Source organism: Microbispora sp. H10836 (assembly GCF_012999525.1).
Taxonomy (GTDB): Bacteria; Actinomycetota; Actinomycetes; order Streptosporangiales; family Streptosporangiaceae; genus Microbispora.
The window spans coordinates 64021-90506 of sequence record NZ_JABBWU010000008.1 but is presented as its reverse complement, the minus strand read 5'-3'; the positions used below and the strand labels follow the sequence as shown (position 1 = coordinate 90506).

The window sequence follows — 26486 nt, the reverse complement described above, 5'->3', positions numbered from 1 at the left end:
CGGCCCAGGTGGGGCCTTACCGGCTGCTGCGCAGGCTGGGCGAGGGCGGGATGGGCACCGTCTACCTGGGCGAGGCGCCGGACGGCACGCACGTGGCGGTCAAGCTGCTCCACCACACGATCGCCGCCGACCCCGGCTTCCGCCGCCGGTTCCGGCGCGAAGTGGAGGCGGCCAAGCGGGTCGCCCGTTTCTGCACCGCCGCCGTGCTGGACGCGGAGGTGGACGGCGAGACCGTCTATCTGGTCACCGAGTACGTGCCCGGGCCGACCCTCCGCGAGGCCGTCGAACGAGACGGACCGCTACGCGGCTCCAACCTGGACGGGCTCGCCGTCAGCATCGCGACCGCCCTGCGCGCCATCCACGCCGCCGGGATCATCCATCGCGACCTGAAGCCCGGCAACGTCCTGCTCTCCCCCGTCGGCCCCAAGGTCATCGACTTCGGCGTCGCCCACCTGACCGACATGGCCGGGCACATGAGCAGCGCGGTCGTCGGCACGCCCTCGTTCATGTCCCCCGAGCAGTTCGAGGGCGGCTCCCTCACGCCCGCCTCGGACGTCTTCGCCTGGGCGAGCACGATCACGTACGCGGGCACGGGCCACGCCCCCTTCGGCCACGGATCGCTCCCCGTCGTGCTCAACCGGGTCGTCAACGGGACGCCCGACCTGACCGGCCTCGACGGACCGCTGGGCACGCTCGTCGCCCGCGCCCTGGCCAAAGACCCGGCGCAGCGGCCGACCGTGCAGGACATCCTCGACGAGCTCACCGGTTCGACGACACCGTCCGCCGTCACCCTGCCCGGGGCCGGCGGGCGACGCCGCGGCCTGATGATCGGGACCGGGGCGGGCGCGCTGGCCCTGGTCGCGGCGGTGACCGCCGCCTGGTTCGGCACCTCGCCGGGCCCGGCCACGTCCGCCTCGTCCGCCACCGCATCCGCCACCTCTGCGGCCTCCGTGGCCTCCGCGCTTCCGTCCGCTTCCGCCGCCGGCACCGGCGGCAATCCGCTGCGTGAGCCCGGCGTACGGTTCGCGTACAAGCAGGAGCCCGACCCGCTGCACCAGGCGGACGTCTGGGAGGCGCAGGGCAAGAAGGCCGATGCCGCGCTGATGCGCGCGCTGGCCGCGGTGCCGCACTCGGTGAACCTGAACGGATCGACCACTGAGGTCGAGACCACGGTCACGTCCACGATGCGGCTCGCCGCGGCCCACGATGCCGTGCCGGTGTTCCTCACGGACAACGTCCCCCTGCTCGACTGTTCCGATCGGGGGGCGCCGGACGAGCGGGCGTACAAGGACTGGATCGACCAGATCGCGGCCGGCATCGGCGCGGGCCGGGCGGTGGTCGTGCTCGAACCGAACAGCCTCGCCGAGCTCCCCGGCACCGACGACTGCCCGTCGGGCGGGAAGGCGGGGATGACCCAGCGTTACCGCGAGCTCGGCTACGCGGTTGACCGCCTGGGTGCGCTCGCGCACACGGCCGTCTATCTCGACGGCGGCATCCTGGGCTGGCCCGACTTCGTCCAGATGGCCGACCGGCTGGTGAACGCCGGGGTGGGGCGGGCCGACGGCTTCTACCTGAACAGCTCGGACTTCCAGACGACCAAAGATCTCCTCTGGTATGGGAACAGGCTCTCCCGCTGCGTCTATCTGTTGACCACCGACGGCGGCGGCACCTGTCCGGACGCCGCGATCGACGCCGTGCCGGCCAGGGCACCGCTGACCCACTTCGTCATCGACACCAGCCGCAACGGCAAGGGCACGTGGGAGGCGCCCAAGGGCAAGTACGCCGATCCCCAGCTGTGGTGCAATCCTCCGGGGCGAGGCATCGGCCTGCGCCCGACCACCGACACCGGCGACAAGCTGGCCGACGCTTTCCTGTGGATCCGCCACCCCGGCGAGTCCAACGGCCGGTGCCTGCGGGGCGGCTCCGGGCCGGAGGATCCGGTGCACCATCAGGTGGACCCCGTCGGCGGCACCTGGTGGCCCGCCCTCGCCCTCGAACGCGCCCGCAACGCCGTCCCGCCGCTGCGCTGACCCACTTCTCTGCGGAGCCGGCCTTGCGGGAGGCGAGCGCGGACGGTACGCCGTACGAGTAGATCGACAACTTGAGAGGATTCTGTCTAATGGCGACTTACGTGTTGATCCACGCTGCGGCGGTCGATTCCTGGTATTGGGGACCGCTCTCGGCCGCCCTGCGAGACCGGGGCCACGATGTGGTGGCGCCGGACCTGCCCTGTGATCAGGAGTCGGCCGGGCTCGCGGAGTACGCGGACACGGTGGTCGAGGCGATCGGCGGGCGCACCGGTCTGGTCGTCGTCGCCCACTCGTTCGGTGGGTTCACCGGCCCGCTGGTGTGTGACCGGGTGCCTGCCGACCTGCTCGTGATGCTCCAGGCTCAGATCCCGGCTCCCGCCGAATCGCCCGGCGAATGGTGGGGCAACACCGGCTACTGGGCGGCACGGGAGGAAGCCGACCGGCGCCGAGGCGCCCCGGGCGGCACGGAGGAGGACACGCTTTCCCTCGTGCTGCACGACACCCCGGCAGACCTGGCCGCCGAGTTCGTAGCCCGACACCAGCGGCACCAGGCGCCTACCCCATTCGGCAACCCGTGGCCGCTGGCATCCTGGCCGGACGTGCCGACCAGGTTCCTGCTGGCCGCCGGCGACCGCTTCTTCCCGGCCGAGTTCATGCGCGGGATCGTCACCGAGCGTCTCGGTTTCCAACCGGACGAGATGCCTGGTGATCACTGTCCGATGCTCGGTCACCCGAAGGAACTGGCCGACCGCCTTGAGGCGTACCGCACCGGGCTCTGACCGGGGACAGGCACTACTCAAGCGGTGCCGGCTCGTCAATCGCCGTTGGCCTTGCGGAGGCGGGAGCGTACGGTGCGCCGGACGATCGGGCCCATGTCCTCCAGCACGGTGACCAGGCCGGCGAGCTGCTCCAGGCTGTCGAACGCCTGCTCCGCGCCGGCCTTGTCGACGCCCTCGTACAGTTCGAGGCCGACGAAGGCGGCCGCGGTGGCGCGGGCGAGCCCGGCGACGTCCACGAACTCCGCGAGCGGGCTGCCGGCCAGCACCCGTCGCAGCACGTCCTCGACCTCGGCGACCCACAGGGCGAGCCCCCCGGCGGTGGCGGGGGCGAGCCGCTCATCGGCCTGGCTCCCCGCGAGCATCTGGGCGAGCACGGCCAGATTCCCCGCGGCGCGCTCGTCGGCGTGCAGGGAACGGCCGAGATCGAGCAGCTCCTTCAAGGAGGTCACGGACGCGAACCGCTCCCGATAGACGGCGACCCGCTGCTCCGAGCCGTACCGCAGGGCCGCCGCGAGCAGCTCGTCGACGCTGCCGAAGTGATAGAAGACGAGCGCCTGGTTGACCCCCGCGGCGGCGGCGATGGCCCGCGCCGAGGCCTTGGCGATGCCCTGGGTGCGCAAGGTCTCCAGAGCGCCTTCGAGCAGCCTCGTCCGGGTGTCGCCCATCGTCCCCTCCCTCAGCGGCGTACCTCTTCGCGCCGCGGCCTCACCTTGACGCGCTCCCGGCCCGAGGGCCGGGATTCAGCCCGTGCCCCGCGTTCACGCGGCACCTCTGAGGCTTCCTGCTTCCTCGCGCTGTGCCAGACCGGGGCCTGGTCTTACCTGCGCTCCACAGGCGTTTAGCCTCTCCGCCCGTCCGGCGGCGAGGATGTTCTTCGCGGCGTTGACGTCCCGGTCGTGGACCGCCCCGCAGGGGCAGGTCCACTCCCGGACGTTCAGCGGCATCGACTCGGCCAGTGTCCCGCATTGCGAGCAGAGCTTGGAGGAGGGGAACCACCGGTCGATCCGGTGGAAGACGCGCCCGTACAGGCGAGCTTTGTACTCCAGCATCCCGGCGAACGCCGACCAGCCCGCGTCGTGCACGCTCTTGGCGAGCCGGGTGCGCGCCAGTCCCGCCACGGCCAGGTCTTCCACGTAGATCGCTTGGTTCTCGCGGATCAGCTTCGTGGATTCCTGGTGGTGGAACTCGCGGCGCGCGTCGGCGACCTTCGCGTGCTGGCGGGCAACTGCCAGCCGGGCCTTGGCCCGGTTGTTCGACCCCTTGGCTGTACGGGACAGCGCCCGCTGGAGCCGCTTGAGTTTCTTCTCAGCCCGGCGCAGGAAACGCGGCGAGTCGATCTTCCGGCCGTTCGACAAGACCGCGAAGGCTGAAAGCCCCAGGTCGATCCCGGCCTCTGGCGCGACCTGTGAAAGAGGCTGTTGGGCGACCTCGACCACGAACGAGGCGAAGTACCGCCCGGCCGCGTCTTTTACCACGGTCACGCTCGAGGGGTCGGCGGGCAGTGGCCGGGACCAGCGCACCGGCACGTCGCCAATTTTCGGCAGGCGCAACTTCCCGCCCGTGGTGATGGAGAACCGAGCGTTCTTCGTGAAGCGGATCGCCTGCCGGTTGTCCTTGCGGGACCGGAACCGGGGCGGGGCAATCTTCGGCCCTTTCCGCTTCCCGTTGATCGAGTCGAAGAAGTTGCGGTACGCGGTGTTCAGGTCCGCCAGCGCCTGCTGCAACACCACAGCCGACACCTCGCCCAGCCAGGCCCGCTCGGGCGTCTTCTTCGCCTCGGTGATAACCCGCTTGGACAGGTCGCCGTCCGAAACGTACGGCAGGCCGTTTTCGCGGGCTTCCTGCCTGATGCGCAGCGCGTCGTTGAACACCATCCGAGCGCACCCGAACGCGCGAGCCAGGGCTTGACGCTGGCGCGGCGTCGGATAGAGGCGGAAATTGTACCTGAGCTGCACACCATGATCCTACCCTTGATCCATAACCGAATATGGAGACATTAGAACCGGCAGGCACTGCGTTTTCGTCCTGCGCGCCCACTTGGTTTTCGTGACCAAGTTCCGGCATCGGATATTCACCGGCGCCCACTTGGAGCGCAGGGAGCAGATCATGCGGGACCTCTGCGCGGACTTCGAGTGCAAACCGGCCGAGTTCAACGGCGAAGCCAACCACGTTCACCTGCTGGTGAACATCGCCCAAGGTAGCCCTGTCCCGCCTCGTCAACTCGTTGAAGGGGCGTCCTCCCGCAGGATGCGGCAAGAGTTCCCCGAACTCGCCCGCCACTATTACCGGGCGAACAAGCTGTGGTCGGACCCCTACTTAGCGGGCGAAATCTGCTCCCAGGGCACGTTCGAAGATCGAGCTCGGTGTGGGATTCATATGCGTGCCTCTTCGCGCCGCGGCTTGATGACAGCGGGCACGCCGTGCTGAGTGACGTCGACATAGCGGGCCCGGAAGGCGCCCCAGTAGCCGAACATCGGCCCCAGCCTGGGGTGGGAGACCGTCACTCCGACGCGGAACTCCTCGGCGTCGTCGTCGTACGACTCCCGGACCACGGCGGTGCCGGTCATGAGTGCGGGGAGGCGGCAGGACAACCACCCCTCGTGGAAGCGGAACCCGCCGGACCGGATGACCATGCCCCCGCGCTCGTCCACCTGGAGATCCAGGTCCACGGCCAGGTGCTGGTGCGAGCCCAGGTAGTCGACGATGCCTCTCGCGGGGTCGTACACCATCTGCGCGTCGAACCTTCTGGGGCGGCCGGGCAGGTCGAAGGTGCGGACGAAGCTGACCGTCTCCCGCCCGTACGAGTCGACGTACGGGTAGTTCTCGATGGTGAAGGGCACCTGCCGGCCCTGCTCGGGGACCAGGATGTTGCGGGTTCCGCCGAGGGCCAGGAACGGCCGGGTGAACCCGGCGTGCCAGATCTGCTCCATCACTCCCGTGCCGACGCAGGCCTGCCCGCCGGCGACGCTGACGCCGAAGCGTCGTTGGAGTTGCGGGTGCAGGCGGACGAACTCGGCGCCCAGGGCACGTTCGAAGATCGAGGTCATCGGGTCTCCATCAGGGTGTGCGGGGGTTGTGCCGTCTGCCGGTCGGGCGGGCGGCGCAGGCATCGGCGGGCCGCCGGGGTCGACGGAAGCGGCGGCAGGAGGATCGCTGCCGCTCCTATCAGGCAGGCGACGGCGGTCGGGGTGGTTGTCATGGCGATGGCGGTCGCGAGGGTGCGCAGGCAGAGTTCGGCGAGGGCCTGCCACAGGGAGCGCTCGGGCGCCTGGCCTGTCTCCAGCCAGAGGCGGAGCCGGTCGAAGGACCAGGCCGTCGCCCTGCCGATGAGCGGCCGGAACACGAGGTCCACGGCCCTGCCCCAGCCGGGGCGATAGCCGTACCGGGTGATGAAGCGGACGCCGTCATGGGTCTGGACGTACCGCCAGTAGCCGGAGCCGGATCGGATCTGCGAGAGCGGGTGGTCCGAGGCGAACCGCAGCGCCGACGTCCTTTGTTCGGGATCGTGACGGTCCCCGGCCGTGACGCCGGCCCCAGTGATGACCAGCCCGGGCAGGAGCTGGAAGGCATACCGGAACCGCTGCGGCTCTCCGTCGGCACGTGGCAGGTAGTCGATCTCCGTGAACCGCAGATCCCACCGTTGATGCAGCTCAGGCCGCTGCGTCCGCTCCCATAAGGCCTCCATATCGGCCCGGACCAAGCACTCCACATACACGAACCGCGCCACGCACACCTCCGGGTCTTGAGCGATCGCTCAAAACCGAGAGTAAGCCGAATTAAGCGATCGCTCAAGTCATGGACGGTTGCGAGGGAAGGAGTAAACCGCCTCGGAGCCGACCGGCTCACGCAAGCCGAGGTGGGTCTTCCGCAGGCTGCACGAGACTCACGGCCTGAACTAGCGGGAGGAAGCCCCGGCGGTACAGCCAGCAAGCGTCTGCGCAGGTGAGGGTAACCGTCCCAGCATCTCAAGCGTGAGTGTTTGCATATCGTGACGGCATTTGCCCCAGGGGATACGTAACCTGTGCATGATCTCCTCTGAGTTGCACGGTTAAGGAGCAGTCGTGAGCACGCACAAGCTCTTGGACATCCAGCCCACACCCAACGTCCTCTTGGCACTCACGCGGACCCCTATCACTCCCCTGGATGCGCTATGCGAGCTCATCGACAACGCACTCGACTCCTTCCGTGCTGCGGAAGCCCTAGGCCAGCCTTCCGCCTTCCGGCAGGTCTTCGTTGAGGTGCCTGGGGCTTCCGAGGTCAATCGGGGCGACGGCTTTGTGCGCGTGCGGGACTCGGGGCCGGGCCTGACTGAGGAGCAGATCGCGAATGCGTTACGTGCTGGCTATTCGTCAAAAAACGCGTTCGACACTCTCGGGCTGTTCGGCATGGGCTTCAATATCGCTACCGGCAAGCTCGGGCGAGTCACAAAGCTCATCTCCGCGCGAGCTGAGGACTCGTACGCTCTCCAGGTGACCGTGGACTTGCCGAAGCTACTCGAACAGGGATCGTTTGAGGTGCCGGCAGATGTGGTCGCCAAGCCTCACGGGCTGGAGCACGGGACAATCATTGAAGTTCGCAACTGGTGGCCGGAGGGTGACCCGAACAACGCATTCATACGCAAGCTCGCATCACTGGGAAAGAATGTTATTCGCCAGCAGCTAGCCCGTAGGTATGCGACTATTCTGCGCGGCGAAGGCGGTAGCCGCACCAAAATTCTTCTCAATAACGACTCATACCCGGCCTTTGAGCACTGCGTCTGGGATGCCAGCCGCTTTGTTGAGAGAGCAGGGCATGGCCGCATCCCTGCCCGCATCTCCTTCGATAAGGAGCTTACGAAAAACATTCGCTGCCTGCGAGACGGGACGTTGATGGAGTACGGTCAACCCTGTGGCCGGTGCGGCGGTTCAGAGGCACGGGAAGTCGTCGAGCGAGTTTGGGGCTGGGTTGGTATCCAGCGGTACGACGACCAGAACGACTACGGCATTGACTTGATTCGTAACGGCCGCGCGATCCGCATTGGAGAAAAGGCCGCCTTCTTCGAGCATGTGGACGAAAACACAAAGAAGGCGGAGAAAGAATACCCAGTCGACCAACAGTACGGGAGAATTGTTGGCGAGGTACACCTTGATCATGTTCCGGTTGACTTCTCCAAGCAGGACTTTCAGCGAACAAGCGACGAATGGTACGCGGCAATGCAGTTCCTTCGCGGCAGCTCACTGATCCCGAGCAAATGGGGCCCAGGCGAAACAAATCCATCCCCGGTATCCAGACTCTTTCAGGGATATCGCAAGGTACGTAACTTCGGCCGCGCTGACATGTACATGGGTCAGTACAACCCAGCCAAAGGAAAGGCCGAACGAATCCCCCGCGAGATCGAGCGGGAGTACCTTTCTAGATTTCAGAGCCAAGAAGCTGGCTACTATGACGATACCAAGTGGTGGGAACTTGTCGAGAGCGCAAATGACAAGCCAATTGAGGAGCTCTTAGAGTGCCCGGTATGCGGCTTTCAGAACGTCCCTCGAGTGGAAACCTGCGAGGAATGCAATTGCGTCCTTGTTGGCAAGAACTGCTTGAACTCTGACTGCGGCGCCGAGATCCCTAAGTCGGCCGTCAGCTGCGACGTGTGCGGCAGCTCTCAGATACCCAAAGTAATCACCCCGTGGAATTGCACATTTTGCGGTCAAACCAACGAGGCCAGCGAAGACGCTTGCCGGAATTGCGCCCTCGTTCGCGGTGCGGCACATCCGGCTAGCGAAGAGGAACTGCTTACCGCCTCCGAAGAGTGGACCGATCTGTCGATAACAGGACTGACTATCAGCCTGGCAGACGGGACAACCAGCTCTCCAGTGGACGTCACTACCCGGATGATGCAACGTCCGATCGTCCCCCGGTACGGCCGGGAACCGATACCGGTGCTCAGCCATAAGAAAATCGGAAAAATTGCGGTCTTCGTCGACCGTATGCACCCGGCCTTCTCGGAATTGGGTATGCGGCCAGAGGATATGGTTGCGGCAGAGACCGCGCAGTTCTTCTACGACAACTATTCGTCTCTGACCGGGCAGAGAGGCCACTCGCCTGGGGTTCTCATGGCTGAGGTCCTCCGGAGAGCATGGGGTGACCTGGTTGCCGAGACACCCGAAAGCGTTCGCGAGGAGATCAAGCAGGTCTTCCGACTGATCGCCGAGCGTCTCGTCGGAATTCCTGAAGCGGAGGACTTCTATGCGGACCTGGACGAGAAGCAGCAGCGAGCACTGGCGGAAGGGATGATTTCTTCGGGGGTGGACCTCAGCGAACTCAACCGCATGAAGCAGTCCGGCGAGTACCTGCGTTACTGTGATCCGGCCGCCCTGGTGATGTTTTTTCAGAAATTCCCGCAGGTGTGGTTCGACGGGCAAGTGTGGCGGGATCCCTGGCCAAGTGACGATCTGGGGCCTACCGTTGCTGAAGGCCTGCGAGAGGAACTATCAATCAAGTACCTACGCTGCCTTGAGGACTGCGCCTCCTATCTACGCTATCAGCGGCCGGAACCACTGCTTGTGACACGCGCACGCGCGGCGGCTGATTTCCTAGACAGCAGACTGTGATGGCTCAGCGGATAGTGAGTGACCTCCTGCTGAGCGGGACCAGCTGGCAGGCATTCGAGCGCATGGTGATGCGACTGGTCTTAGCTCGTGGGTTCGAGCATGTACGTCTCGCGGGTACCTCCGGTGATGGCGGTGCTGATGTCATTGCCACCAAGTCAGGCAAGCGATGGCTCTTCCAGGTCAAGCGCTGGCGGACCGCAGTGGGTCCGGAAGTGGTCGCTGAGACTCTTGCCGCTACCAGGAGATATGAGGCTGATATCCCTGTCATTGTAAGTAAAAGTGGGTTCGCGCCCGCGGTGCTGCAACAACAGCGTCAACTCCTCGCGCAGGGAATCAAGCTACAGCTTTGGGACTCCCGGAAGCTCATCAAACAGGCAGAACTCGCTGAGCCCGAGCCGACCGCTCAACGCTGCCTGGATAATTACGAGCTACGCAACTACCAGTCTGACGCCGTCGACCGAATGATGGGAGAACTCGTTCGAGGTGCTAGAAGCGCCCTCGTGGTACTTGCGACAGGCCTAGGAAAGACCTTTGTTGCAGCGGAATTCTACCGCCGTTTCTCGCTCTTACGGCCCACCTCAAAGACACTTGTACTCGCTCACCGTAACGAACTCGTCTATCAGTTGGAACGTTCGTTCTGGCCGATGCTATCCACCTTTCAGTCCACAGGAGTTTGGAACGGTTATGAGCGACCCGACTTTGATGTGTTGAGAGATCTGGACCTAGTCTTCGCATGCGTGGACAGCGTTGCCTCCAGCCTAGAGTCAGGCCGAGCACTTCCGCATTTTGATCTGGTGATCGTAGATGAGTGTCATCATCTAGGCACTCTTGCATATAACTCCGTACTAGGCGAGCTGTCGGCCGGCGACGGGGGGGCATTCCTTGTCGGTATGACCGCTACGCCCTGGCGCCCGGATGGCAGCGCCCTCGGAAAGTGGTTTGACCACCCTGTAGTGAACATCGATCTCGTCAGAGGACTACGCGAGGGGTACCTCGCCAATGTTGACTACCGCATGTACACAGACAACGTGAATTGGGAGGCTCTCCAGGAACTTCACGGCGACCAATTTAGCCCAAGGGGAATCAATAGAACTCTATTCGTCGACGAGTGGGACGATGCTGTCGTGCAGAGACTGGCCGAGGCTTGGAAGGAGCAGACGAACCCTCGCGCCATTGTCTTTTGCGGGACCATCGACCACGCAGAGAAGACTGCAGCCAGGATCAACGCTCTGGCGATCACCCGAGCGCAAGCGATTTACTCCAGGTCCGTGAGCGGAAGGGCAATGAAGCCCGTGGAGCGCAACAAAGCGCTCTGGGATTTCGCCGAGGGCCGTATCGGAGTCCTGTGTGCGGTCGATGTACTTAATGAGGGCGTTGACGTTCCCGACGTTAATATCGTCGTTTTTCAGAGAGTCACCCACAGCCGCCGGATCTTCGTACAGCAACTTGGCCGGGGCCTCCGTCTTGCACGAGGCAAGGATCGGGTGATAGTTCTCGATTTTGTCTCGGATATCCGGCGCTTCGCCGCCGGTTTAGACCTGCATAGTTCACTCGAAGCTCCGCAGAGCCGATCTGGGTCACGGGTCAAACTTGGCAGTAAGGTGACCTTTTTTCACGCCAACGAGGAGGACAAGCCCGGTGCCCAGTTCCTACGAGAGTGGCTAGGTGATCTGAAAGCTGTAGAAGAAGCAGGCGAAGACGTACACATCCTTCGATACCCGCCGGAGTATGACCACAGTGACTTCAGGCGAGGTTAGGGGCGGTTATGCATAGCGACAGATCGGTGATGGAGAAGTGGCTGCGTCAGCGCCCGGAACTCGTTGACGCGTATAGCGAGCTTGTTGAGCAACTCAAAAATTCCGCATCCCATCAAGATCTACTTGATGCCTACTTGACAGCGAAAAGGGCCTCCGCCGTCGCGTTTCAATCGCTACTCAGGGCCAATATCCCTAAGCAGGAGACAGCCTGGCACACAATCCGGCATACGCTGGAGTACGAGATGGATCGAGAGTACGGGCGCGTCCTTCCCGACTGGGCAAGGAAGATCCCGTATAGCTCCCGGACGCACCAGGAACTTTTCAGCTTGCTAGCCGATCGCCTCGGCGAGCCCGTGCCGGCAGATTATCTGCGAGTAATCACTGCGGATGCTGTCCATGCCGAGCGGCGGGTACGCGAGCTGCGAGAGCTTGGGCTACCTGTGATCCCGGCCAAGGTGGCAGATGCCGACACGTACACTCTTCGTTCACTCGAGCTCGACAAGTCATACATTCATAGCATTGCGAGAAACACCATCAAGGCCAACAAGAACATTCCCGATTCGGAGAGGCAACGTCTGTTGAGCTTCCTACAGTCATGACCTGGCATGAGTCGCTGCCCAGAGTGTCAGTGCTATCCGCTAGGGTCGCGCACGTGTTCGCTCTCGGCTCCCAGAGCAGCGACGACCGCTGCAACGGCGCTCGTCAGCGGCTCGTGCTCCCACAGACGCACCACCTGCCACCCAGCGGTGGCAAGCGCCGTGTCAGCCGCGCGATCCCGCTCCATGTTTCGCCGCAGCTTGGGCGTCCAGTACCACTCGTTGACAGTTGGCTGCCGCCCGTGCTCAGGGCAGACGTGCCAGAAGCAACCGTCGACGAAGACCGCGACCTTGCGTGCCGTGAAGACGATGTCTGGGCGGACCTTGACTCCACCGCCCAGGTCGAGACGAAGATCCTTACGGTACCGGTAGCCCAGCCTGTGCAAGGCGCTACGCAACGCCACCTCAGGTTTGGTGTCCGTCCGCCGGTTGGCACGCATGTTTCTGGAGCGGCCCTCATTCAGCGGAGCTGGGTAGCTACCTCGCTCATGGGCCTGCTCTCGGGCATGGCTTCTCTTAAGGTCAGACACACTCGTTCCGAACGACTCACTGTCTCCTCCGCGAAGATACCTCTGCTGGCTCCCCAGCGTCGCCCCAGAACCCCCGAAAGGAGATCTTGTGACCACCCAGAAGGCACTTCGGGTCATTGAGATCTGCGCCGGCGCCGGCGGCCAAGCTCTTGGCCTAGAGCAGGCTGGCTTCGAGCATGAGCTAGCCATTGAACTGGACGAGAACGCGGTCAACACCCTGCGACGCAACCGGCCGGGCTGGAAGGTCGCACAGGGTGACGTCGCCGACCCTTCCGTGTGGGACCCGAAGGACTACGCCCCTCGGGATGGGTGGCGACTCGATCTCCTTGCTGGCGGAGTTCCCTGCCCACCCTTCACCATCGCGGGCAAGCAGCTCGGCGCCACCGACGAACGTGACCTGTTCGCCTGGGCCGTGGAGCAAGTCAGGCTAGTTCGGCCTCGGGCGCTCCTTTTGGAGAACGTCCGCGGCCTGAGCATGCCTCGCTTTGCCGGCTATCGGCAGCACGTGCTGGACCGCCTTCGCGAGTTCGGCTACGCCGCCGAATGGAAACTCCTTCAGGCATCCGACTATGGAGTCCCTCAGCTACGCCCGCGCTTCGTGCTCGTCGCCATGGAGCCGGATGACTTCGCCCACTTCCACTGGCCGCAGCCAGTAGGACCCGCACCTACCGTGGGCGAAATCCTTCTGCCCTTGATGTCGGTCAACGGCTGGAAGGGCGCGGAGGATTGGGCCGATAAGGCCGACGGCATTGCCCCCACTATCGTCGGAGGCTCCAAGAAGCATGGTGGTGCTGACCTCGGCCCCACCCGAGCCAAGCGTGCATGGGCCGAGTTGGGCGTAGATGCTCTGGGCATCGCGAATCATGCCCCTGGCCCGGATGATGAGTTTGTCATCGGCCCGAAACTCACCTGTGAGATGGTCGCACGCATCCAAGGTTGGAATGACCGCGAATTCCAGTGGGAATTCACCGGCAAGAAGACATCGAACTATCGGCAGATCGGCAATGCCTTCCCACCCCCCGTTGCCAAGGCCATCGGAGTAGCCATAGCCGCTGCACTGAACCGTACGGCCGAGCGGCGTGAACTCGATCCCGAACCGGAGCACGACCCGATCTACCGGGCGCTTCGCGCCAAGGGCGACTTCATGACGGCCACCCAAATCGAAAAAGCCGTCGGAATCAAGCTGGAGCCAAACGAACTGGAGCGCCGCATCAGTCTCCTACGCCGCGACTTCGATATCGAAGTCCGGGACGGCAATGCCCTCACCGCATACAAACTCGGAGAGTTCAAGGCATTCCTTGGCCAAGAGACCCATGCGCGCCACGAGCAGTTCCAGCAATTGCGGACTAAGATCAGCTAGGCGCCTCTATAGCTCACGAATAGCTCCGCATAACGGCTGAGATATCTGCCTGAGCGGGATAGCACTTCGAGCCGAGCACGGCGGGCTGCTCCAGATATTTGAAGGAGTGACACTGCCGTCTTATCGCCTTTATTGAGTCGCACCTTGCCTGCCTGGCCGACCCGTCAGCGAGATTGATGCGAATAGCGAAGCATTAGCAGCACTCCCACCGGATGGCGACATGGCAATCGAAAACAACGCCGCCACAGGCGAATTAGGTCGCCTTCGAGCTTCTGGTCAGTCCCATCTGCGCAGCCAAGCAAGACTGCCACCCAAAGAACAAATAGCTTTCCGTGGAGATCGCATGACGGCCCCCAGCTCGCTCACAGAATTGTTTTTATGGCAAGAGCTAGACAAAGGTACCAAAGCTGCGGCGCGACAGAAAGTTACTGATATCTGCGGACGCCCTTGGCGTCCCAATATCGCAGATATTCATAGCACTACCAGCCTGAGGATAGCAAACTACGTATACACTAAACTGGGAGTATCTCGCGAACTGGCCTCAGGGGAGCAAAAGGGCAGCGCGGGGAACGCCCTGGAAAGAGCTGCCGAGCAACACCTACTGCAAAACCTCGATACTAGCAAGTGGACAGTAAAGCGTAATGCAAAGCTTGATGATTACGTCCAGTATGAACATCTCGGTAAGCTTCGAAGTTTGCTCGCGAATGATGAAATTCTCCGGGATGTAGTGGGCACGGAGTACACCACAAACCCCGACGTTGTAGTCGGCCGCCTCGACGGAGATGCAGTCATGCTGCACGCGGTAATCTCTTGCAAATGGACTATCCGTAGTGACCGAGTACAGAATGTTCGCCACGAGTCCAATACCTTGATTGCGGCGCGACGAGGCCGCGCACCGCACATTGTGGCCGTTACCGCGGAGCCACTACCTTCGCGCATAGCGGCACTTGTCGGCGGAGTAGGCGGGGTGGATACCGTCTATCACGTAGCCTTCACTGAGACAGGAGAAGGAGTAACTGAATTTGCAGACGAAAGGACGAACAGAGATCAGCCGTCACAGCTAGAGCAGTGGGATGAGATGGTCAAACAGAAGAGATTGAAGAGCTTCGATAATTTGGTTACTGACCTCATCAACCACTGAGCGAATTCGAAGGACTGGCGCCAAAGGGTATCCCTGCAAGCGGATGCCAGTCCCAGAGGTATTCGGGGCCATCTTGGACGACCAGGCTGATGTGGTCGATGGCTACCTCGCAGTCCGGTAGGTGACGGCCCAGGGCCGCGATGACGGGCTCGGCGGGCTGCTCCGCGCTGCTGTAGGCGACCGTGATGTGCGGTATCCAGGGATTGGTGCCCAGGATGCCTGCACGACCGGTCGCAGTGCGCGTTGCGGTCCGTACCGCGTCGAGCATCGGCATTAGGGCCTGCGCAGGACGCGCTTCTAGGGCAATAGCTTCGGGGTGGTAGAGCACGCGGCCAAGCGTTACGGTGGCGGGCTGTACGTCCGTCAGGCGCTTGCGGGCCTCGGCGATCAAGGCGGAGATCTGCTCCTCCGGGATCTCGTCCGTCAGGCCGACGACGAGGATCGTCAGGTGCAGCCATTCGTACGGCACAGGGTCCAGCCCACTGATCCCGTCCAGTCGTCGATGGGCCTCGCTCGCTATCGCCCGGACCTCTGGGTGAGCGCGGAACAGGACGTGCCAGTAAATCCGGCCCTTTCCAGGAGGGAGCATCTCCCGTCTCCCCCAGCGGTCAGCCATGAAGTTCGGCAGAGGGCTCACGCGTCCTCCCCGGCACCGACCGCCGACAGGGCGGCTGAGGTGAAATCGCGGATCTGCTCCCGGAGGGTCGCTGCCGCGTCAGAGCCATGGAAGCGCCGGTCGTCCAACCGCGCGTCCAACTCCACCAGGTAGTTCGTCACAGTGGACGTGCGGAACTCTGGCGGCATGCTCATCACGGGCGCGATCTGCTCGGCAGCACCATGAAGGTCACCCATCATCGCGTAGGCGTTGGCCGCACCGAACCTGATCTGCGCCCAGGTGGCGGGCACGCGTGGATCACCCGACGCCCACGCGGACTCCGCCATACGAGCGGCCTGAAGAGCCTCCTCCGGATTCCCGGACTGAAGGGCAACCGAGAGCGCGTACAACGCCTGCCGTGGGCGCGGGCACGACCAGGGGGAAACGCCGGAATCCTGTGAGAGCCCGCCCTGGACAGCCTCTTCGGCGCGCTGGAGTGCTTCTCGTGCCCGGACCCTGTCCCCAAGCAGTCCTGAGGCGTTGGCCTCTTGACTCGCGAGCAGAACGCGAAGCTGGGTCGGCGGACTGCACTCGTACCCTCGCCGCGCGAGGTCGGCCGACGCGGCGAACCTCCCCCGCCATCGTTCGGTCTTCGCCTGGGCGCTTAGCGCGGCGGCCGGGCTTGCGCCGGCTTCGTCGGCGCACATGGCAGCGGCCGTGCCGTGACTCAGGGCGGGACCGTTGCGGTGAAGGTCCCCGAAGAGGATGCAGGCGTGGGCCAGCAGATCGGCCTCGATGCGGAACAGTTCGCGGGTCTGGCGAAGCCTCTGCCTGCCACCCGACAGCAGCACGCGAGTGTGCCGTTCGAGGCGGACGACATCAGACAACACCCGCGCGGGAGGGACGTGGGCGTGGCTCTCACCGAGGCGTTGCGTCTCCTCCGCGAGCATGCCGATCGTGCCGTCGCCCACGTTGGTCTGTTCGACCCAGGCGACGAGATCGATCACACCGTCCTCGCGCGCCGGGACACCAACCGGTTCTCCGAATAGTTCCGCCTCCGCGAGCCCGAAGGCTCGGGCGTACAGGACGCGGTAGGGGTCGCCGGGGCGGTTGTGTCCGGCTTCGTACGCCTTGATGCGCCGGACCATGGTCTCCCGAGAGGGCAGGCGGGGACGGATGTCCTCGTCGGCGGCCTCGACCAGGCGACGGGCCATCTCACGCTGGCTCCACAACCGGTTGCGCCGCTCGGCGCGCAGCCGTACGGCCCATGCGGGTAGGTCGTCGCTCATCGCCTGCACCTCTGCTCGGATCCGGGGGTGATCCCTGGGCGCCCTCAGTTTCCCTCATCCGCACCTGTGCCGGGAAGGTTACGCAGCGCTGTCATAGCAGGTAGCACCGAACGAGGTCCGGCACAGGACCTCTGATCAGGAATCGAGGTCCGAGCTGTGACAGACCGGAGAAGCACCACGCCGACCGAGGGCTGGCGGGTGATGACGAGCGATCGCGGCCGACTGTGGGCCACCCGCGAACGACCTTTTCCCGCGGCGGCCGAGGACGCGGGCGCCGCCCGGACCGTCGACGGTGATGACCTGGCCGAGCTCTGCCGGGTCATCGCCGAGCAGGAACACCTGGCCGCCCTTGCCTCGGCTCCCTGAGAGCTGCCCGGGGTTGCACGTGGCTCCGGAGCAGCCGGGGCGCGTCGCGGTTCGGTGGATGCGCGAGACCGGGCGCACTGTCCGGGCCCGGGTCGTTGCGCACACCTGCGACCACTGCTCGCCGCTGGCGTACGAACTCTGCGCGTCGGGCGGGCTGCTGTTCGTCCGCCGTACGGACCGGAGCGGCAACAAACCGGAAATCCGGGAAACCGAACGCCTGCCGGACGCGCGGGCGCGCCGGATGTGGCTGGACCTGCTGCTCGGCCGAGCCCGATGAAGACGCCCGCCCGGCGACCCGCCGAGGCGGGACCACCGAACAGGAAGGAACGCGATGGACCTGTACGACCACGACATCGCCGGAGTGCGCTTCCGGCGGCTGTGCGGCGGCAACCAGCAGGAGGAGGACATGGAGTCCTGCGTCGAGCTGGCCCCGATTCCGGGCGAGGCCGACGCCTTCGCCCTGCGTGACAGCAAGAACCCGGATGCCGGGACTCTCCGGTTCACCGGTGCCGAGCTTCGCGCGGCCGGCCTGACCACACTGTAGGAGCACGGTGGCCCCTGCCCGGTGATAGCGAGCGGGGGCCACCCCCACTGTACGGAGCGTCATGCACCTGCACTGCTACGTGTGGAGCGGAATCGGGGCAGACCTGCGCAACGAGGCCGAGCGACGGCCGCCGCTGCCGCCCGCCGACCCCGGCCCGTTCACCGGCTCCCCGCTGCCACCGATGCGTACCTGCGACTGGCTGCTGAAGCCGGCCCGCCGGATCGACGCCAGTCCGGCCACGCTCGACGACGCTGTCACATGGCTGGCGGAGCGCTACCGGTCGATGCAGAGCTCATTCCTCCGCCCGGCCGACGAGGCCCGGCTCGGGCTGGACTTCCGGCTGGAGACCGCCCGCGAGGCGCTCCGCAACGGCGTGGACGTGCAGTGGGGCATCTGGCTGACCGGCGGCCGGTTCCTCACCTGCGGCGTGGTCTGCTGCTCCCCCAACCGCCACGCCGCCTACCGCTGCCCCGCCTCCTGAATCGGTCTACGAGCCTTCAGGCGGTTTCCCGCCCGGATCGGGGGTACGGCGTTACGAGGTCAGGGTGGCCGGGTCTCACACTCGCCGTCGGGCCGCCCGGCATACAGACGGTGCCCGTGGTTCCCCCCGGGCGTCCGGAAAATTCGTACCCCCACTGGTGAAGGAGCATTTCAATGCTGACGCTGACCGACAACGCCGTCATGGCGATCCGTGATCTGACGGTCGGTGAGAACATTCCCGACCAGGCGGGCCTGCGGCTGGCGTCGAAGCCCGGCGAGGAAGCCTCGCTCGAACTGTCTCTGGTGAGTGCGCCGCAGGCCGGCGACCAGGTGATCGAGAAGGCGGACACCCGGGTCTTCGTCGAGGCGGGGGTGGCACCCGCGCTCGACGACAAGACGCTGGACGCCGACATCGGCGCGGAGGGTGGGCACACCTTCAAGCTGATGCGCCAATAGATCCACGTCGCCAGCGGTACGACACCGCACCCAGGCCGTGTGGGCCCGCAGGCCGTCCGGCATCAGGCCGGCCGGCGGCCATCGCGGGCTCGCATCAGGCCGCCACCGCGAACAGGCGTCAGGCCCCGCCGGTCACTTTGATCGCCTGTCCGGTGATGCCGGTGTTGGCGGCCGAGCCCAGGTAGACGACGGCGCCCGCGACCTCGGCGGCGTCGAGCAGGCGGCCGATCGGAGCCAGCGCGCTGTAGTGCCCGCCCGCCTGCTCGACCATCTCGATGTTGGTCTCGGTCCTGGTGAAGCCGGGCATGACGACGTTGGACAGGATGTCTCCGGCCTTCCCGAGCCCGAACGCGGCGGACCTGCTGAAACCGTGCAGTGCCGCCTTGGCCGCGCCGTAGTACTCCCCACCGGGCATGCCGTCGACCGCGATGCTCGACGAGATGTGCACCATCCGGCCCCATCCGCGCTCCCGCATGGGCGGGACGACCGCACGGCTGAGCCGCAGCGTGCCCTCGACATTGGCCCGGATCATCTTCTGCCACCTCTCGTCGGACACGGCCTCGAAAGGGAGATCCGGCTCCGGCTCGGCGGCGCCCCAGTGCACGGCGTTGTTGACCAGCACGTCGACCCGGCCGGACCACTCCAGCACGGTCTCGACCAGGCCTTGGGCCGATCCGTCGTCGTCCAGCGCGTACGGCGCGACGAGCGAGCGTCCGTCGATCTCCTTGGCGAGCCGCTCGGCGCCCTCCTGGGAGCGGTGATAGGTGAGCACCACATCGGCCCCTTCGGCGGCGAACCCGCGGGCGATCTCGCGGCCGATGCCGCCGGAGGCCCCCGTCACGATGACCGTACGGCCGGTGAGTCCCAGATCCATTTCGGCGCTCCTCACGAAACGACAGTGGAAAACCTTGAGCAGCGCCAAGGATCCGGTGACAGGGACCGCCGGAGGGAGGCCGGGCCGAGACTGGCCCCCGCAGGGCCACGATCGGAACCGAGGCCACTCGGTAGCCTGCGAATCGTGAGCGACAACACCCTGGGCGAGTTCCTCCGGGCCCGCCGCGAGGCCGTCACCCCCGCCGAGGTCGGGCTGCCCGGCGGCGGACGACGCCGTACCCCCGGCCTTCGCCGTTCCGAACTGGCCACGCTCGCCGGGATCAGCGTCGAATACCTCACCCGGCTGGAGCAGGGACGTGATCGTCATCCCTCCGTACCGGTGCTCGCCGCCCTCGCCGACGCGTTGCGCCTGTCCGCCGACGACCGCCTCCATCTGCTCCACCACTTCAAGGCGGCCGACGGCGCCGGCCGGCTCGTCGGCCCGTGCCAGGGACCGCCCACGCAGTCCGTCCGTCCCACCGTCCTTGCGCTGCTCGACCGGCTCGAACCCGCCCCGGCTGTGGTGGTCAACCGGCTCGGTGACGTGCTCGCCCACACGGACGGCTACGAACGGCTCATCGGCCCCATCGGGTTGCTGGACCGCCGGCCGCCCAACCTGGTGCGATACGTCTTCGCCGATCCCCGGGCCAGAGCCGCCTATCCGGAATGGGACCGCGTCGCCGACGAGCGGCTCGCCGGGCTGAAACTGGGCATTTCCCGCGCGGACCCGCACATCGCGCATCTCGTCGACGAACTGACCCTCGCCGTCGGCGCCCCCTTCACCGACCGGCTGACGACCCCGCCCGGCCCGTCCAGGCGCACCGGCCTCGAACGGCTGACGCATCCGGATGTGGGCGAGCTACGGCTCGCCTACGAGACCCTCGACCTGTCCGGCGACGACAGCCAGCTCCTGATCGCCTATCTCCCCGCGGACGATGTCACCGCCGCCAGGCTCGACCGCCTCACCGGCCGCCACCCCGGCTCCCTTCGCGCCGTCACCGGCTGAGGGCTATGCGCCTTCGGTCCAGTAGCGCTGGAGACGGGCGAGAGCCTGGTCCTTCGACATCCCCGCGACCTCGGCATCGGTAAGCCCCACCCGGTGAATGAGGAGGTGCACGAGATCCGCGGGAAGCGCCTCTTGCGGTGTCTGAGAGCCTCCCCTGTCGGGCACGACCCCGTCTCGGAGACAGTCCCAGAACTCCTCCTCGGAGACCTGAAGCTGGTCCCGCAGGATATGAGCCCAAAGGCTGGGCCCATAGGTCGTACGGTCAGGCGGATGTGAGATGCGCGTCCGCAGGATGCCACCCGTAGGAAGGTCGAGCTCATATGTGACGTGATGAGTGCCCGTCCGTCCCCTGGCGTCCCGGATTCGCCGCCAGCCCGCGGCCTTGCAGAAGCGCTCGTGATCCTCTCAGGTCGGCTGGGGCCACGTCATGGAGCTACTCCGGTCAGCCACTCGCGTAACTGGTCGTCGCTGCTCAGGCAGATCATCTGCACCAGACCCCAGTTGTCCCTGTGGTTGGCCGCGTTCAACAGGTGGTCCTGCCAGTCCTCGGCGTACTCCCGGAGGGCGTCGATCATCTCGTCGATGGCCTCGTCGAACGTCCGCCCGTCCGCGGCGACCGGCAACCCTGGAATGAACACCGACCACCCGCCATCCTCGGGCACCATTCGAGCGTGGGATGGACACACCCGGGTGAGGGAGCAACGGAGGCGCTCGCCGTCCACCACAGCGGCAGTCCGGTCATCACGGCTGACGGTCGCGCTGCGGCCTCGCTCCGCCGCGTCGAGAAGCTCCTTCAGCTTCGCGCGAGCCTCGCTGTAGCTGGCAAAATGCACTCCCATACCAATCCCCCTCGCTCTCCCTCAGCATCCGATCCGCCGTCGAGTACGTCGAGTACGTCAAGTACGCAGCTGCAGGGGCTTCGGCCACTCAGGCCGCGCGATGCTCGTTCACCCGGTCGAGCCACTCGGTGACGAGCGCGGTGAACAGCCCGGGCTGCTCGTGCGGCAGCGCGTGGCCGGCGCGGTCCAGGACGGCGTACGTGGCGCGCGGATACCGCTCCGCCAGCTCCCATGGACCGGCGTACCCGAATGTGGAGTCCTGGCGCCCGGCCAGGATCAGAGCCGGGCCCGTGTACGGAGGGGTGTCCGAGGGGACGTCGCTCAGCCGCCAGCGTTCGGACATCCGCCCGAGGCCGTCCCAGTCGACGAGGGGCAGGGCCGGAGCCACGTGCTCCCGGAAGCGCCTCAGCGTGTCCGGCGTCTGCACCACGAAGTAGTCCCGGAACTGCCCCTGCTCGGCCGGGCTCAGACCTTCGGCCACGTCGGCGGAGGCGTGCAGCACGACATGTGGGGGCACGTCACGGGTCTCCTCAGAGAGAGGGCAGATCAGCGCCAGCCCCACGACCTGGGACGGACGCCGGTCGGCGACGGCCGCGGCGAGGTATCCGCCGAAGGAGTGGCCGACGACGGCGAACTCCTCATCGCCCACAACGGCGTCGATCAGGCCGAGCAGGAGATCGAGGACGTCGTCGGAGCCGCGAAACCGCTCCGGCACTGGAGTGCGCCCCATTCCGGGCAAGTCCGGATAGACGCGCCGACAACCGGGCCGGTCGCGGAACACCGGCTCCAGCGCGCCGGCCATCTCGCGGTGGTCGACCCCCGAGCCGTGCAACGCCACCACCGGGAGTCCGCTTCCGTGCTCGGCGTAATGCACCGCCACGCCGCCGATCTCTGCCTCCATGGCGACAACCTAATGGGCCGCGAGCCACTGCTCGCGGGTGATCGCGTACTCGACCTCGCCGAGGTCGCTGCCGGGGAGCGGTTCTTCCCAGTCCGCATGGAACGTACGGACGTACCGCATGCCGATCGCGGTCATCGTCGCGCGGGAGGCGGTGTTGACCGCCATGGTTTCGGCGAAGACGCGGGTCAGTCCGAGATCTTCGAATCCGTGCCGGAGGAGCTCGCGGGCGCCCTCGCTGGCCAGGCCCTGGCGCCAGTAGCGCCGCAATAGCCGGTAGCCGAGCTCGGCCTGTCCTTCGACCGGGCCCTGGTCGGCACGCGAGGGCGGCTCCAGGATCCACCAGCCGACGAACCGCCCGTCCACGAGACCGGCCCAGAAGCCGAGCCCCGGCACGCGCTCCGCGGCGGCGAGCCGCCCGCGATGGAACTCCTCGACTTCCTCACGGGTACGCGCTCGGCCGGTGAGGTAACGCATGACCTCGGGATCGGCGTCCAGCTCGATTTCGTGTTCGAGGTGCTCGTCGGACAGCGGAACGAGCTCGATGCGGTCGGTGCGCAGTGTGGCCTGGGACATGGGACGCATTCTTGCCCTCGCACCGCTCGCCGGTCATTCGCTTTTTCCCGGAGGTCGCCGCCGGGCGGCGCACCGCACGCGATATTCCGAATTAGCGGATTCCGACGTGATCACAGAATCATCCCGGGTGAGAAACGCGCACAATCAGGTTCCGCGCCCTATCGCATGATGACCTGTCGGCCTATTGTGAGGAGTCTTTTGTGTACCCCACACCACCACCCGCTCCCCTGCGACCCATTCGGGGCCTGGGGACGGCGGCCGTCATGATGCTGGCCGCCGATTCCGTGGTGTGCCTGATCTCCTCCGGCATCGACGCGCAGCGGGCCGTGCTCGTCGACAGGTTTCTGGCCGACACGAATTCCGTCCCGATCAGCGCTCTCGAGACCAATGACGTGCTCTACGCCCTGTCCGGGCTGGTGGAGACCGTCGTCTACGTCGCCACCGCCGTCATGTTCCTGGTCTGGCTGTTCCGGGCCCGGGCGAACGCCGAGACGCTCAGCCCGTGGCCGCACCGGCGCGCCACACCCTGGCTGATCTTCGGGTGGGTCGTGCCGATCGTCAACTTCTGGTTCCCCAAGCAAATCGTCGACGACATCTGGACGTCGTCCAAGCCCGGCGCGATCGAGGAGAGCGGAAACCTCGCGACCGCACGCCGTTCCGGCCTTGTCTGGGCCTGGTGGCTGGCGTGGGTGCTTGTGACCATCGTGACCCGGGTGGTGAGCCGCAGGTACGCGGATGCCGAGGAGTTGCCGGAAATCCGGGACGCCGCGCTTTTCGACATGGTCGGCAACGTCCTGACCATCGGCGCGGCCGCCCTGGCCGTCGCGGTCATCCTGGCGATCACCCGCTTCCAGGAGGACCGCCGCCGGGCCGCCTTCTGGTCGTACGCGCAGTAACCGCTAAAGCCAGCCCTGCTCGTCGGCTCTCAGGGCGGCCTCGGCGCGGGTGCTCGCCCCCGTTTTGCCGATGGCCGCCGACAGGTGGTTGCGTACGGTCCCGGCGGACAGGTGCAGGCTCCGGGCGATCTCCGCCACCGTGCCGCCCTGCCGGGCCGCGCGCAGGACGTCGCGCTCCCGCGCGGTCAGCGGGCTCGACCCGCTGGCGAGCGACTCGGCGGCCAGGGCGGGATCGACCACGCGCAGGCCCGCGTGGACCCGCCGCACCGTGTCGACCAGGTGCTCGGGCGGCGCGTCCTTCACGACGAAGCCCGAGGCGCCGTTCTCCATCGCGCGGGCGAAGTAGCCCGGCCGCCCGAAGGTCGTGCAGATCACCACCCGGCAGGACGGCAGCGCGGCGCGCAGGTCGGCGGTGACCTCCAGCCCGTCCTTGCCCGGCATCTGCACGTCCACCAGCGCGACGTCCGGCCGGCTGCGCCGCGCCGCCTCGACGGCCTCCTCGCCCGAGCCGACCTGGGCGACCACCTCGATGTCGGGCTCCAGCGCGAGCATCGCCGCCAGCGCGCCGCTTACGAGCGCCTGGTCGTCCGCGAGCAGGACCCTGATCACGGGCGGCTCGCCCGGAGCCGGAAGCCGCCGGAGGGAAGCGGGCCCGCCTCGATCCGCCCGCCGACCGCGCGCAGCCGCTCGGCCAGCCCGGAAAGGCCGTTGCCCGGTGGCGCCGCCTGCCGCCCGGGGCCGTTGTCACGCACCTCCAGCCAGGAGTCCCCGAGCAGCACGTCGCATCGGGTCGCGCCGCTGTGCCGGATCACGTTGGTGACCCCTTCTCTCAGGACGTACGCGAAGGGCTCGGCGAGCTCGGCCGGGACGTGGCCGGCGGACGACGGCAGGACGGCGGTGATCTCGGCGGCCCGCAGTGCGGCGCGGGCCCCGGCGAGCTCGGCGGCGAGGGAGGGCCGGCGGCGGCCGGACACGGTCAGGCGCACCTCGCCGTGCGCCTGCCGCGACAGCCGCTCGACGTCGCGCAACTCGGCCAGCGCGCGTTCCGGGTCGCCGCCGCTCTCCAGCACCCGGCGGGCCAGGCCGCTCTTCACGGTGATCGTGGTGAGGCTGTGCCCGAGCACGTCGTGGAGGTCCCTGGCCAGCCGGTCGCGCTCGGCCGCCGCCGCCAGCGCCTCGATCTCCCGGCGGGCCTGGCCGAGCTGGACGACGAGCCGGATCAGCAGCGTCACGGCCACCGGGATCACGATCCCGGGGATGAGCCCGCCCACAAGCCCCCAGGAGATCGGACCGGGCGCCGCCCACTGCACGAGCGCCTGGGCCACCCCGAGCACCGACCCGAGGAGCACGGCCCACAGCGCCGGCAGCAGCCAGGCCGCCGCCGCGAGCGCGAAGCTGAAGACGCCGGCGTGCCCCAGATAGGCCGGGCCGTTCTGCGTCAGTGCCGCCGCGCCCGCCAGCGCGGCGTGCCCGACCTGCGCGAGCCAGTAGCTCGGCAGGACCTTGGCCACCGTCGCGAGCGCCTGCGGGAACGTGCTCACCGGGATGAACAGCCCGCCGACGAAGCTGAGCACCAGCACCACCGCCCCCTGGTACGCCTGCAGGTTCTGGGCGGTGGCGAACTGTCCGATCAGCAGGCCCAGCAGAGCGAACGGCACCGTGCCCGCCCACACGCCGAGCACCGCGAGCGCCCATCCGCCGGGAGACAGGCGCACCCCGCTGACCAGCGCGGCCACCAGCGACACCCCGGCCACCGGCGGCAGCGCCACGACCATCGCCACCGACGCCTTGGCCAGCAGGTAGCCGCCGCCGCTGAGCGGGGTCAGCCGCAATTGGCGCTGCCAGCCGATGCCGCGCTCCACCGCCGTGCGCGCACCGACGTCGAGCGCCGACTTGATCGCCCCGAACACCGCGACGCCGCCCATGACGTACGACGCGGGGACCCCCTGGTCGATGAAACGGTCGGCCATCAGCAGATACAGCCCCACCGGCAGGGCGACCGCGAACAGCAGGAACTTGGCGTCCCGCAGCGTCCGCCGGATCTCGAACGTGAGGTACGCGGTCATCGCACGGCCTCCGAATCTCCGGTCAGGCGCAGGAACGCGTCCTCCAGACCCAGCGCGCCCACCTCGGCCATGACCGCGGACACCGGCCCGTCCGCCACGATCCGGCCCGCGTGCATGAGCACCACCCGGTCCGCGTACGCCTCGGCCTCATCCAGGTAGTGGGTGGAGAACAGCAGCGTGCGGCCGGTCGCGGCGAAGGCGTGCATCGACCGCCAGAACTCGCGCCGGGCCGTGACGTCCAGGGCCGCCGTCGGCTCGTCGAGCACCAGCAGGCCGGGGCCGGACACCAGCGCCATGGCGAACCGGACGCGCTGCTTCTGGCCGGCGGACAGCCGCGCGGCCCTCCGGCCGGCGAGGCCGGCCACCCCGGCCCGGCGCAGCGCCTCCTCCACCGGCAGGGGGGCGCTGTGGAGGGACGCGATGAGCGCCACGGTCTCCCCCACGGTCGCGTCGTCGAGCAGCGCGCCCTCCTGCGGCATCACGCCCACCATGCCTTTCCGCACCGCCTCGCGGGGGGTCACGCCGAACACGGCGATCTCCCCGGCGTCCGGGCGGGCGAGCCCGGCGACCATGTCGATCGTGCTGGACTTGCCCGCGCCGTTGGGGCCGAGCAGGGCCACCACCTCTCCCCGGCCCACGACCAGGTCGACTCCGTCGACCGCGCGGGTCTCGCCGTACGTCTTGCGCAGCCCCGCCGCGGACAGGGCGGGGGCGCCCTCGTGAATGTCCATGCGGCAAGCCTCCGCCGCCGCCCCGGTCCGGGCCTGCGCCGTCTGTCACGACCCGGCCACGACAGATGTCACGGTTCTCTGAAACTTTCCCGCT

29 protein-coding genes are annotated in these 26486 nt (G+C 66.8%); 15 read left to right on the top strand and 14 right to left on the bottom strand.

The window, feature by feature from the left end; translation table 11 throughout:
- Positions 1 to 8 precede the first annotated feature (8 nt).
- The gene (locus HHX30_RS16735; protein WP_169982890.1) at positions 9 to 2030 is read left to right on the top strand and encodes a glycoside hydrolase family 6 protein; all 2022 of its coding nucleotides are present in this window, start codon (positions 9 to 11) and stop codon (positions 2028 to 2030) included.
- A gap of 89 nt (positions 2031 to 2119) precedes the next feature.
- On the top strand, positions 2120 to 2809 hold the full coding sequence (locus HHX30_RS16730; RefSeq protein ID WP_169982889.1) for an alpha/beta hydrolase: 690 nt from the start codon (positions 2120 to 2122) through the stop codon (positions 2807 to 2809).
- A 35-nt stretch (positions 2810 to 2844) separates the two neighbouring features.
- Here the strand turns inward: HHX30_RS16730 and HHX30_RS16725 are convergent, their stop codons facing one another.
- Positions 2845 to 3474, bottom strand: a complete 630-nt coding sequence (locus HHX30_RS16725; protein WP_169982888.1) for a TetR/AcrR family transcriptional regulator — start codon at positions 3472 to 3474, stop codon at positions 2845 to 2847.
- 93 nt (positions 3475 to 3567) lie between these two features.
- A complete protein-coding gene (locus tag HHX30_RS16720; RefSeq protein ID WP_169982887.1) occupies positions 3568 to 4764 on the bottom strand; it encodes an RNA-guided endonuclease TnpB family protein in 1197 nt (398 codons plus the stop codon).
- Between the two features lie 22 nt (positions 4765 to 4786).
- Between HHX30_RS16720 and tnpA the strand changes: the two genes are divergently transcribed.
- Positions 4787 to 5236: an IS200/IS605 family transposase gene (tnpA, locus tag HHX30_RS43725; RefSeq protein ID WP_396704256.1), complete on the top strand. Its 450-nt coding sequence runs from the start codon at positions 4787 to 4789 to the stop codon at positions 5234 to 5236.
- On the opposite strand, the gene HHX30_RS16710 is transcribed toward tnpA, so the two are convergent.
- Positions 5182 to 5856, bottom strand: a complete 675-nt coding sequence (locus HHX30_RS16710; RefSeq protein ID WP_169982885.1) for a DUF4166 domain-containing protein — start codon at positions 5854 to 5856, stop codon at positions 5182 to 5184. The genes tnpA and HHX30_RS16710 overlap by 55 nt on opposite strands.
- Entirely contained in the window at positions 5853 to 6536 is a 684-nt protein-coding gene (locus HHX30_RS16705) for a hypothetical protein (RefSeq protein WP_311922494.1), read from the bottom strand. Before HHX30_RS16705 ends, HHX30_RS16710 begins: the two co-directional genes overlap by 4 nt.
- A 334-nt stretch (positions 6537 to 6870) precedes the next feature.
- Between HHX30_RS16705 and HHX30_RS16700 the strand changes: the two genes are divergently transcribed.
- Genes HHX30_RS16700 through HHX30_RS16690 form a run of 3 tightly spaced genes read left to right on the top strand, consistent with a single transcriptional unit; the run spans position 6871 to position 11749 of the window.
- Positions 6871 to 9393 carry an ATP-binding protein gene (locus HHX30_RS16700; protein ID WP_169982884.1) on the top strand — a complete coding sequence of 841 codons (2523 nt, stop codon included), beginning with the start codon at positions 6871 to 6873 and terminating at the stop codon, positions 9391 to 9393.
- A complete protein-coding gene (locus HHX30_RS16695; RefSeq protein ID WP_169983058.1) occupies positions 9393 to 11150 on the top strand; it encodes a DEAD/DEAH box helicase family protein in 1758 nt (585 codons plus the stop codon). Before HHX30_RS16700 ends, HHX30_RS16695 begins: the two co-directional genes overlap by 1 nt.
- A gap of 29 nt (positions 11151 to 11179) precedes the next feature.
- Entirely contained in the window at positions 11180 to 11749 is a 570-nt protein-coding gene (locus tag HHX30_RS16690; RefSeq protein WP_169982883.1) for a hypothetical protein, read from the top strand.
- Between the two features lie 32 nt (positions 11750 to 11781).
- Here HHX30_RS16690 and HHX30_RS16685 read toward each other — a convergent pair whose 3' ends face one another.
- A complete protein-coding gene (locus HHX30_RS16685; RefSeq protein WP_311922492.1) occupies positions 11782 to 12276 on the bottom strand; it encodes a very short patch repair endonuclease in 495 nt (164 codons plus the stop codon).
- An 88-nt stretch (positions 12277 to 12364) separates the two neighbouring features.
- On the opposite strand from HHX30_RS16685, the gene HHX30_RS16680 reads away from it, so the two are divergent.
- On the top strand, positions 12365 to 13636 hold the full coding sequence (locus HHX30_RS16680) for a DNA (cytosine-5-)-methyltransferase (RefSeq protein ID WP_311922491.1): 1272 nt from the start codon (positions 12365 to 12367) through the stop codon (positions 13634 to 13636).
- A gap of 220 nt (positions 13637 to 13856) precedes the next feature.
- Entirely contained in the window at positions 13857 to 14777 is a 921-nt protein-coding gene (locus tag HHX30_RS16675) for an NgoMIV family type II restriction endonuclease (RefSeq protein ID WP_169982881.1), read from the top strand.
- Here the strand turns inward: HHX30_RS16675 and HHX30_RS16670 are convergent.
- Positions 14767 to 15414 (bottom strand): 2'-5' RNA ligase family protein, encoded by a 648-nt coding sequence (locus HHX30_RS16670; protein ID WP_169982880.1) that lies wholly within the window; start codon positions 15412 to 15414, stop codon positions 14767 to 14769. The genes HHX30_RS16675 and HHX30_RS16670 overlap by 11 nt on opposite strands.
- Positions 15411 to 16670 (bottom strand): helix-turn-helix domain-containing protein, encoded by a 1260-nt coding sequence (locus tag HHX30_RS16665; protein WP_169982879.1) that lies wholly within the window; start codon positions 16668 to 16670, stop codon positions 15411 to 15413. The genes HHX30_RS16670 and HHX30_RS16665 overlap by 4 nt, the downstream gene beginning before the upstream one ends.
- A gap of 147 nt (positions 16671 to 16817) precedes the next feature.
- Here HHX30_RS16665 and HHX30_RS16660 point away from each other — a divergent pair, with 147 nt between their 5' ends.
- The 5 genes from HHX30_RS16660 to HHX30_RS16640 all read left to right on the top strand — a co-directional run bounded on the left by HHX30_RS16660 (position 16818) and on the right by HHX30_RS16640 (position 18507).
- The gene (locus tag HHX30_RS16660) at positions 16818 to 17027 is read left to right on the top strand and encodes a hypothetical protein (protein ID WP_169982820.1); all 210 of its coding nucleotides are present in this window, start codon (positions 16818 to 16820) and stop codon (positions 17025 to 17027) included.
- A 19-nt stretch (positions 17028 to 17046) separates the two neighbouring features.
- Positions 17047 to 17304, top strand: coding sequence for a hypothetical protein (locus HHX30_RS16655; protein WP_311922489.1), 258 nt, complete (start codon positions 17047 to 17049; stop codon positions 17302 to 17304).
- 54 nt (positions 17305 to 17358) lie between these two features.
- Positions 17359 to 17571, top strand: coding sequence for a DUF397 domain-containing protein (locus HHX30_RS41680; protein WP_169982877.1), 213 nt, complete (start codon positions 17359 to 17361; stop codon positions 17569 to 17571).
- A gap of 61 nt (positions 17572 to 17632) precedes the next feature.
- On the top strand, positions 17633 to 18052 hold the full coding sequence (locus tag HHX30_RS16645; protein ID WP_169982876.1) for a hypothetical protein: 420 nt from the start codon (positions 17633 to 17635) through the stop codon (positions 18050 to 18052).
- A gap of 173 nt (positions 18053 to 18225) precedes the next feature.
- On the top strand, positions 18226 to 18507 hold the full coding sequence (locus HHX30_RS16640; RefSeq protein WP_169982875.1) for a Fe-S cluster assembly protein HesB: 282 nt from the start codon (positions 18226 to 18228) through the stop codon (positions 18505 to 18507).
- A gap of 118 nt (positions 18508 to 18625) precedes the next feature.
- Here the strand turns inward: HHX30_RS16640 and HHX30_RS16635 are convergent, their stop codons facing one another.
- Complete coding sequence (locus tag HHX30_RS16635; protein ID WP_169982874.1) at positions 18626 to 19381, bottom strand: SDR family NAD(P)-dependent oxidoreductase; 756 nt, start codon at positions 19379 to 19381, stop codon at positions 18626 to 18628.
- Positions 19382 to 19525: 144 nt separating this feature from the next.
- Here HHX30_RS16635 and HHX30_RS16630 point away from each other — a divergent pair, with 144 nt between their 5' ends.
- Positions 19526 to 20386, top strand: coding sequence for a helix-turn-helix domain-containing protein (locus tag HHX30_RS16630; protein ID WP_169982873.1), 861 nt, complete (start codon positions 19526 to 19528; stop codon positions 20384 to 20386).
- Between the two features lie 425 nt (positions 20387 to 20811).
- On the opposite strand, the gene HHX30_RS16625 is transcribed toward HHX30_RS16630, so the two are convergent.
- From HHX30_RS16625 to HHX30_RS16615, 3 genes are all read right to left on the bottom strand, one after another.
- Entirely contained in the window at positions 20812 to 21225 is a 414-nt protein-coding gene (locus HHX30_RS16625) for a prevent-host-death protein (RefSeq protein ID WP_169982872.1), read from the bottom strand.
- An 88-nt stretch (positions 21226 to 21313) separates the two neighbouring features.
- On the bottom strand, positions 21314 to 22126 hold the full coding sequence (locus HHX30_RS16620) for an alpha/beta fold hydrolase (RefSeq protein ID WP_169982871.1): 813 nt from the start codon (positions 22124 to 22126) through the stop codon (positions 21314 to 21316).
- Positions 22127 to 22135: 9 nt separating this feature from the next.
- Positions 22136 to 22699 (bottom strand): GNAT family N-acetyltransferase, encoded by a 564-nt coding sequence (locus HHX30_RS16615; protein WP_169982870.1) that lies wholly within the window; start codon positions 22697 to 22699, stop codon positions 22136 to 22138.
- 200 nt (positions 22700 to 22899) lie between these two features.
- On the opposite strand from HHX30_RS16615, the gene HHX30_RS16610 reads away from it, so the two are divergent.
- On the top strand, positions 22900 to 23595 hold the full coding sequence (locus HHX30_RS16610; RefSeq protein WP_169982869.1) for a DUF4328 domain-containing protein: 696 nt from the start codon (positions 22900 to 22902) through the stop codon (positions 23593 to 23595).
- A gap of 3 nt (positions 23596 to 23598) precedes the next feature.
- Here HHX30_RS16610 and HHX30_RS16605 read toward each other — a convergent pair whose 3' ends face one another.
- Genes HHX30_RS16605 through HHX30_RS16595 form a run of 3 tightly spaced genes read right to left on the bottom strand, consistent with a single transcriptional unit; the run spans position 23599 to position 26392 of the window.
- Positions 23599 to 24204, bottom strand: coding sequence for a response regulator transcription factor (locus HHX30_RS16605; protein ID WP_169982868.1), 606 nt, complete (start codon positions 24202 to 24204; stop codon positions 23599 to 23601).
- Positions 24201 to 25661: a histidine kinase gene (locus HHX30_RS16600; RefSeq protein ID WP_211592119.1), complete on the bottom strand. Its 1461-nt coding sequence runs from the start codon at positions 25659 to 25661 to the stop codon at positions 24201 to 24203. The genes HHX30_RS16605 and HHX30_RS16600 overlap by 4 nt, the downstream gene beginning before the upstream one ends.
- Complete coding sequence (locus HHX30_RS16595; protein ID WP_169982867.1) at positions 25658 to 26392, bottom strand: ABC transporter ATP-binding protein; 735 nt, start codon at positions 26390 to 26392, stop codon at positions 25658 to 25660. Before HHX30_RS16595 ends, HHX30_RS16600 begins: the two co-directional genes overlap by 4 nt.
- Positions 26393 to 26486 lie beyond the last annotated feature (94 nt).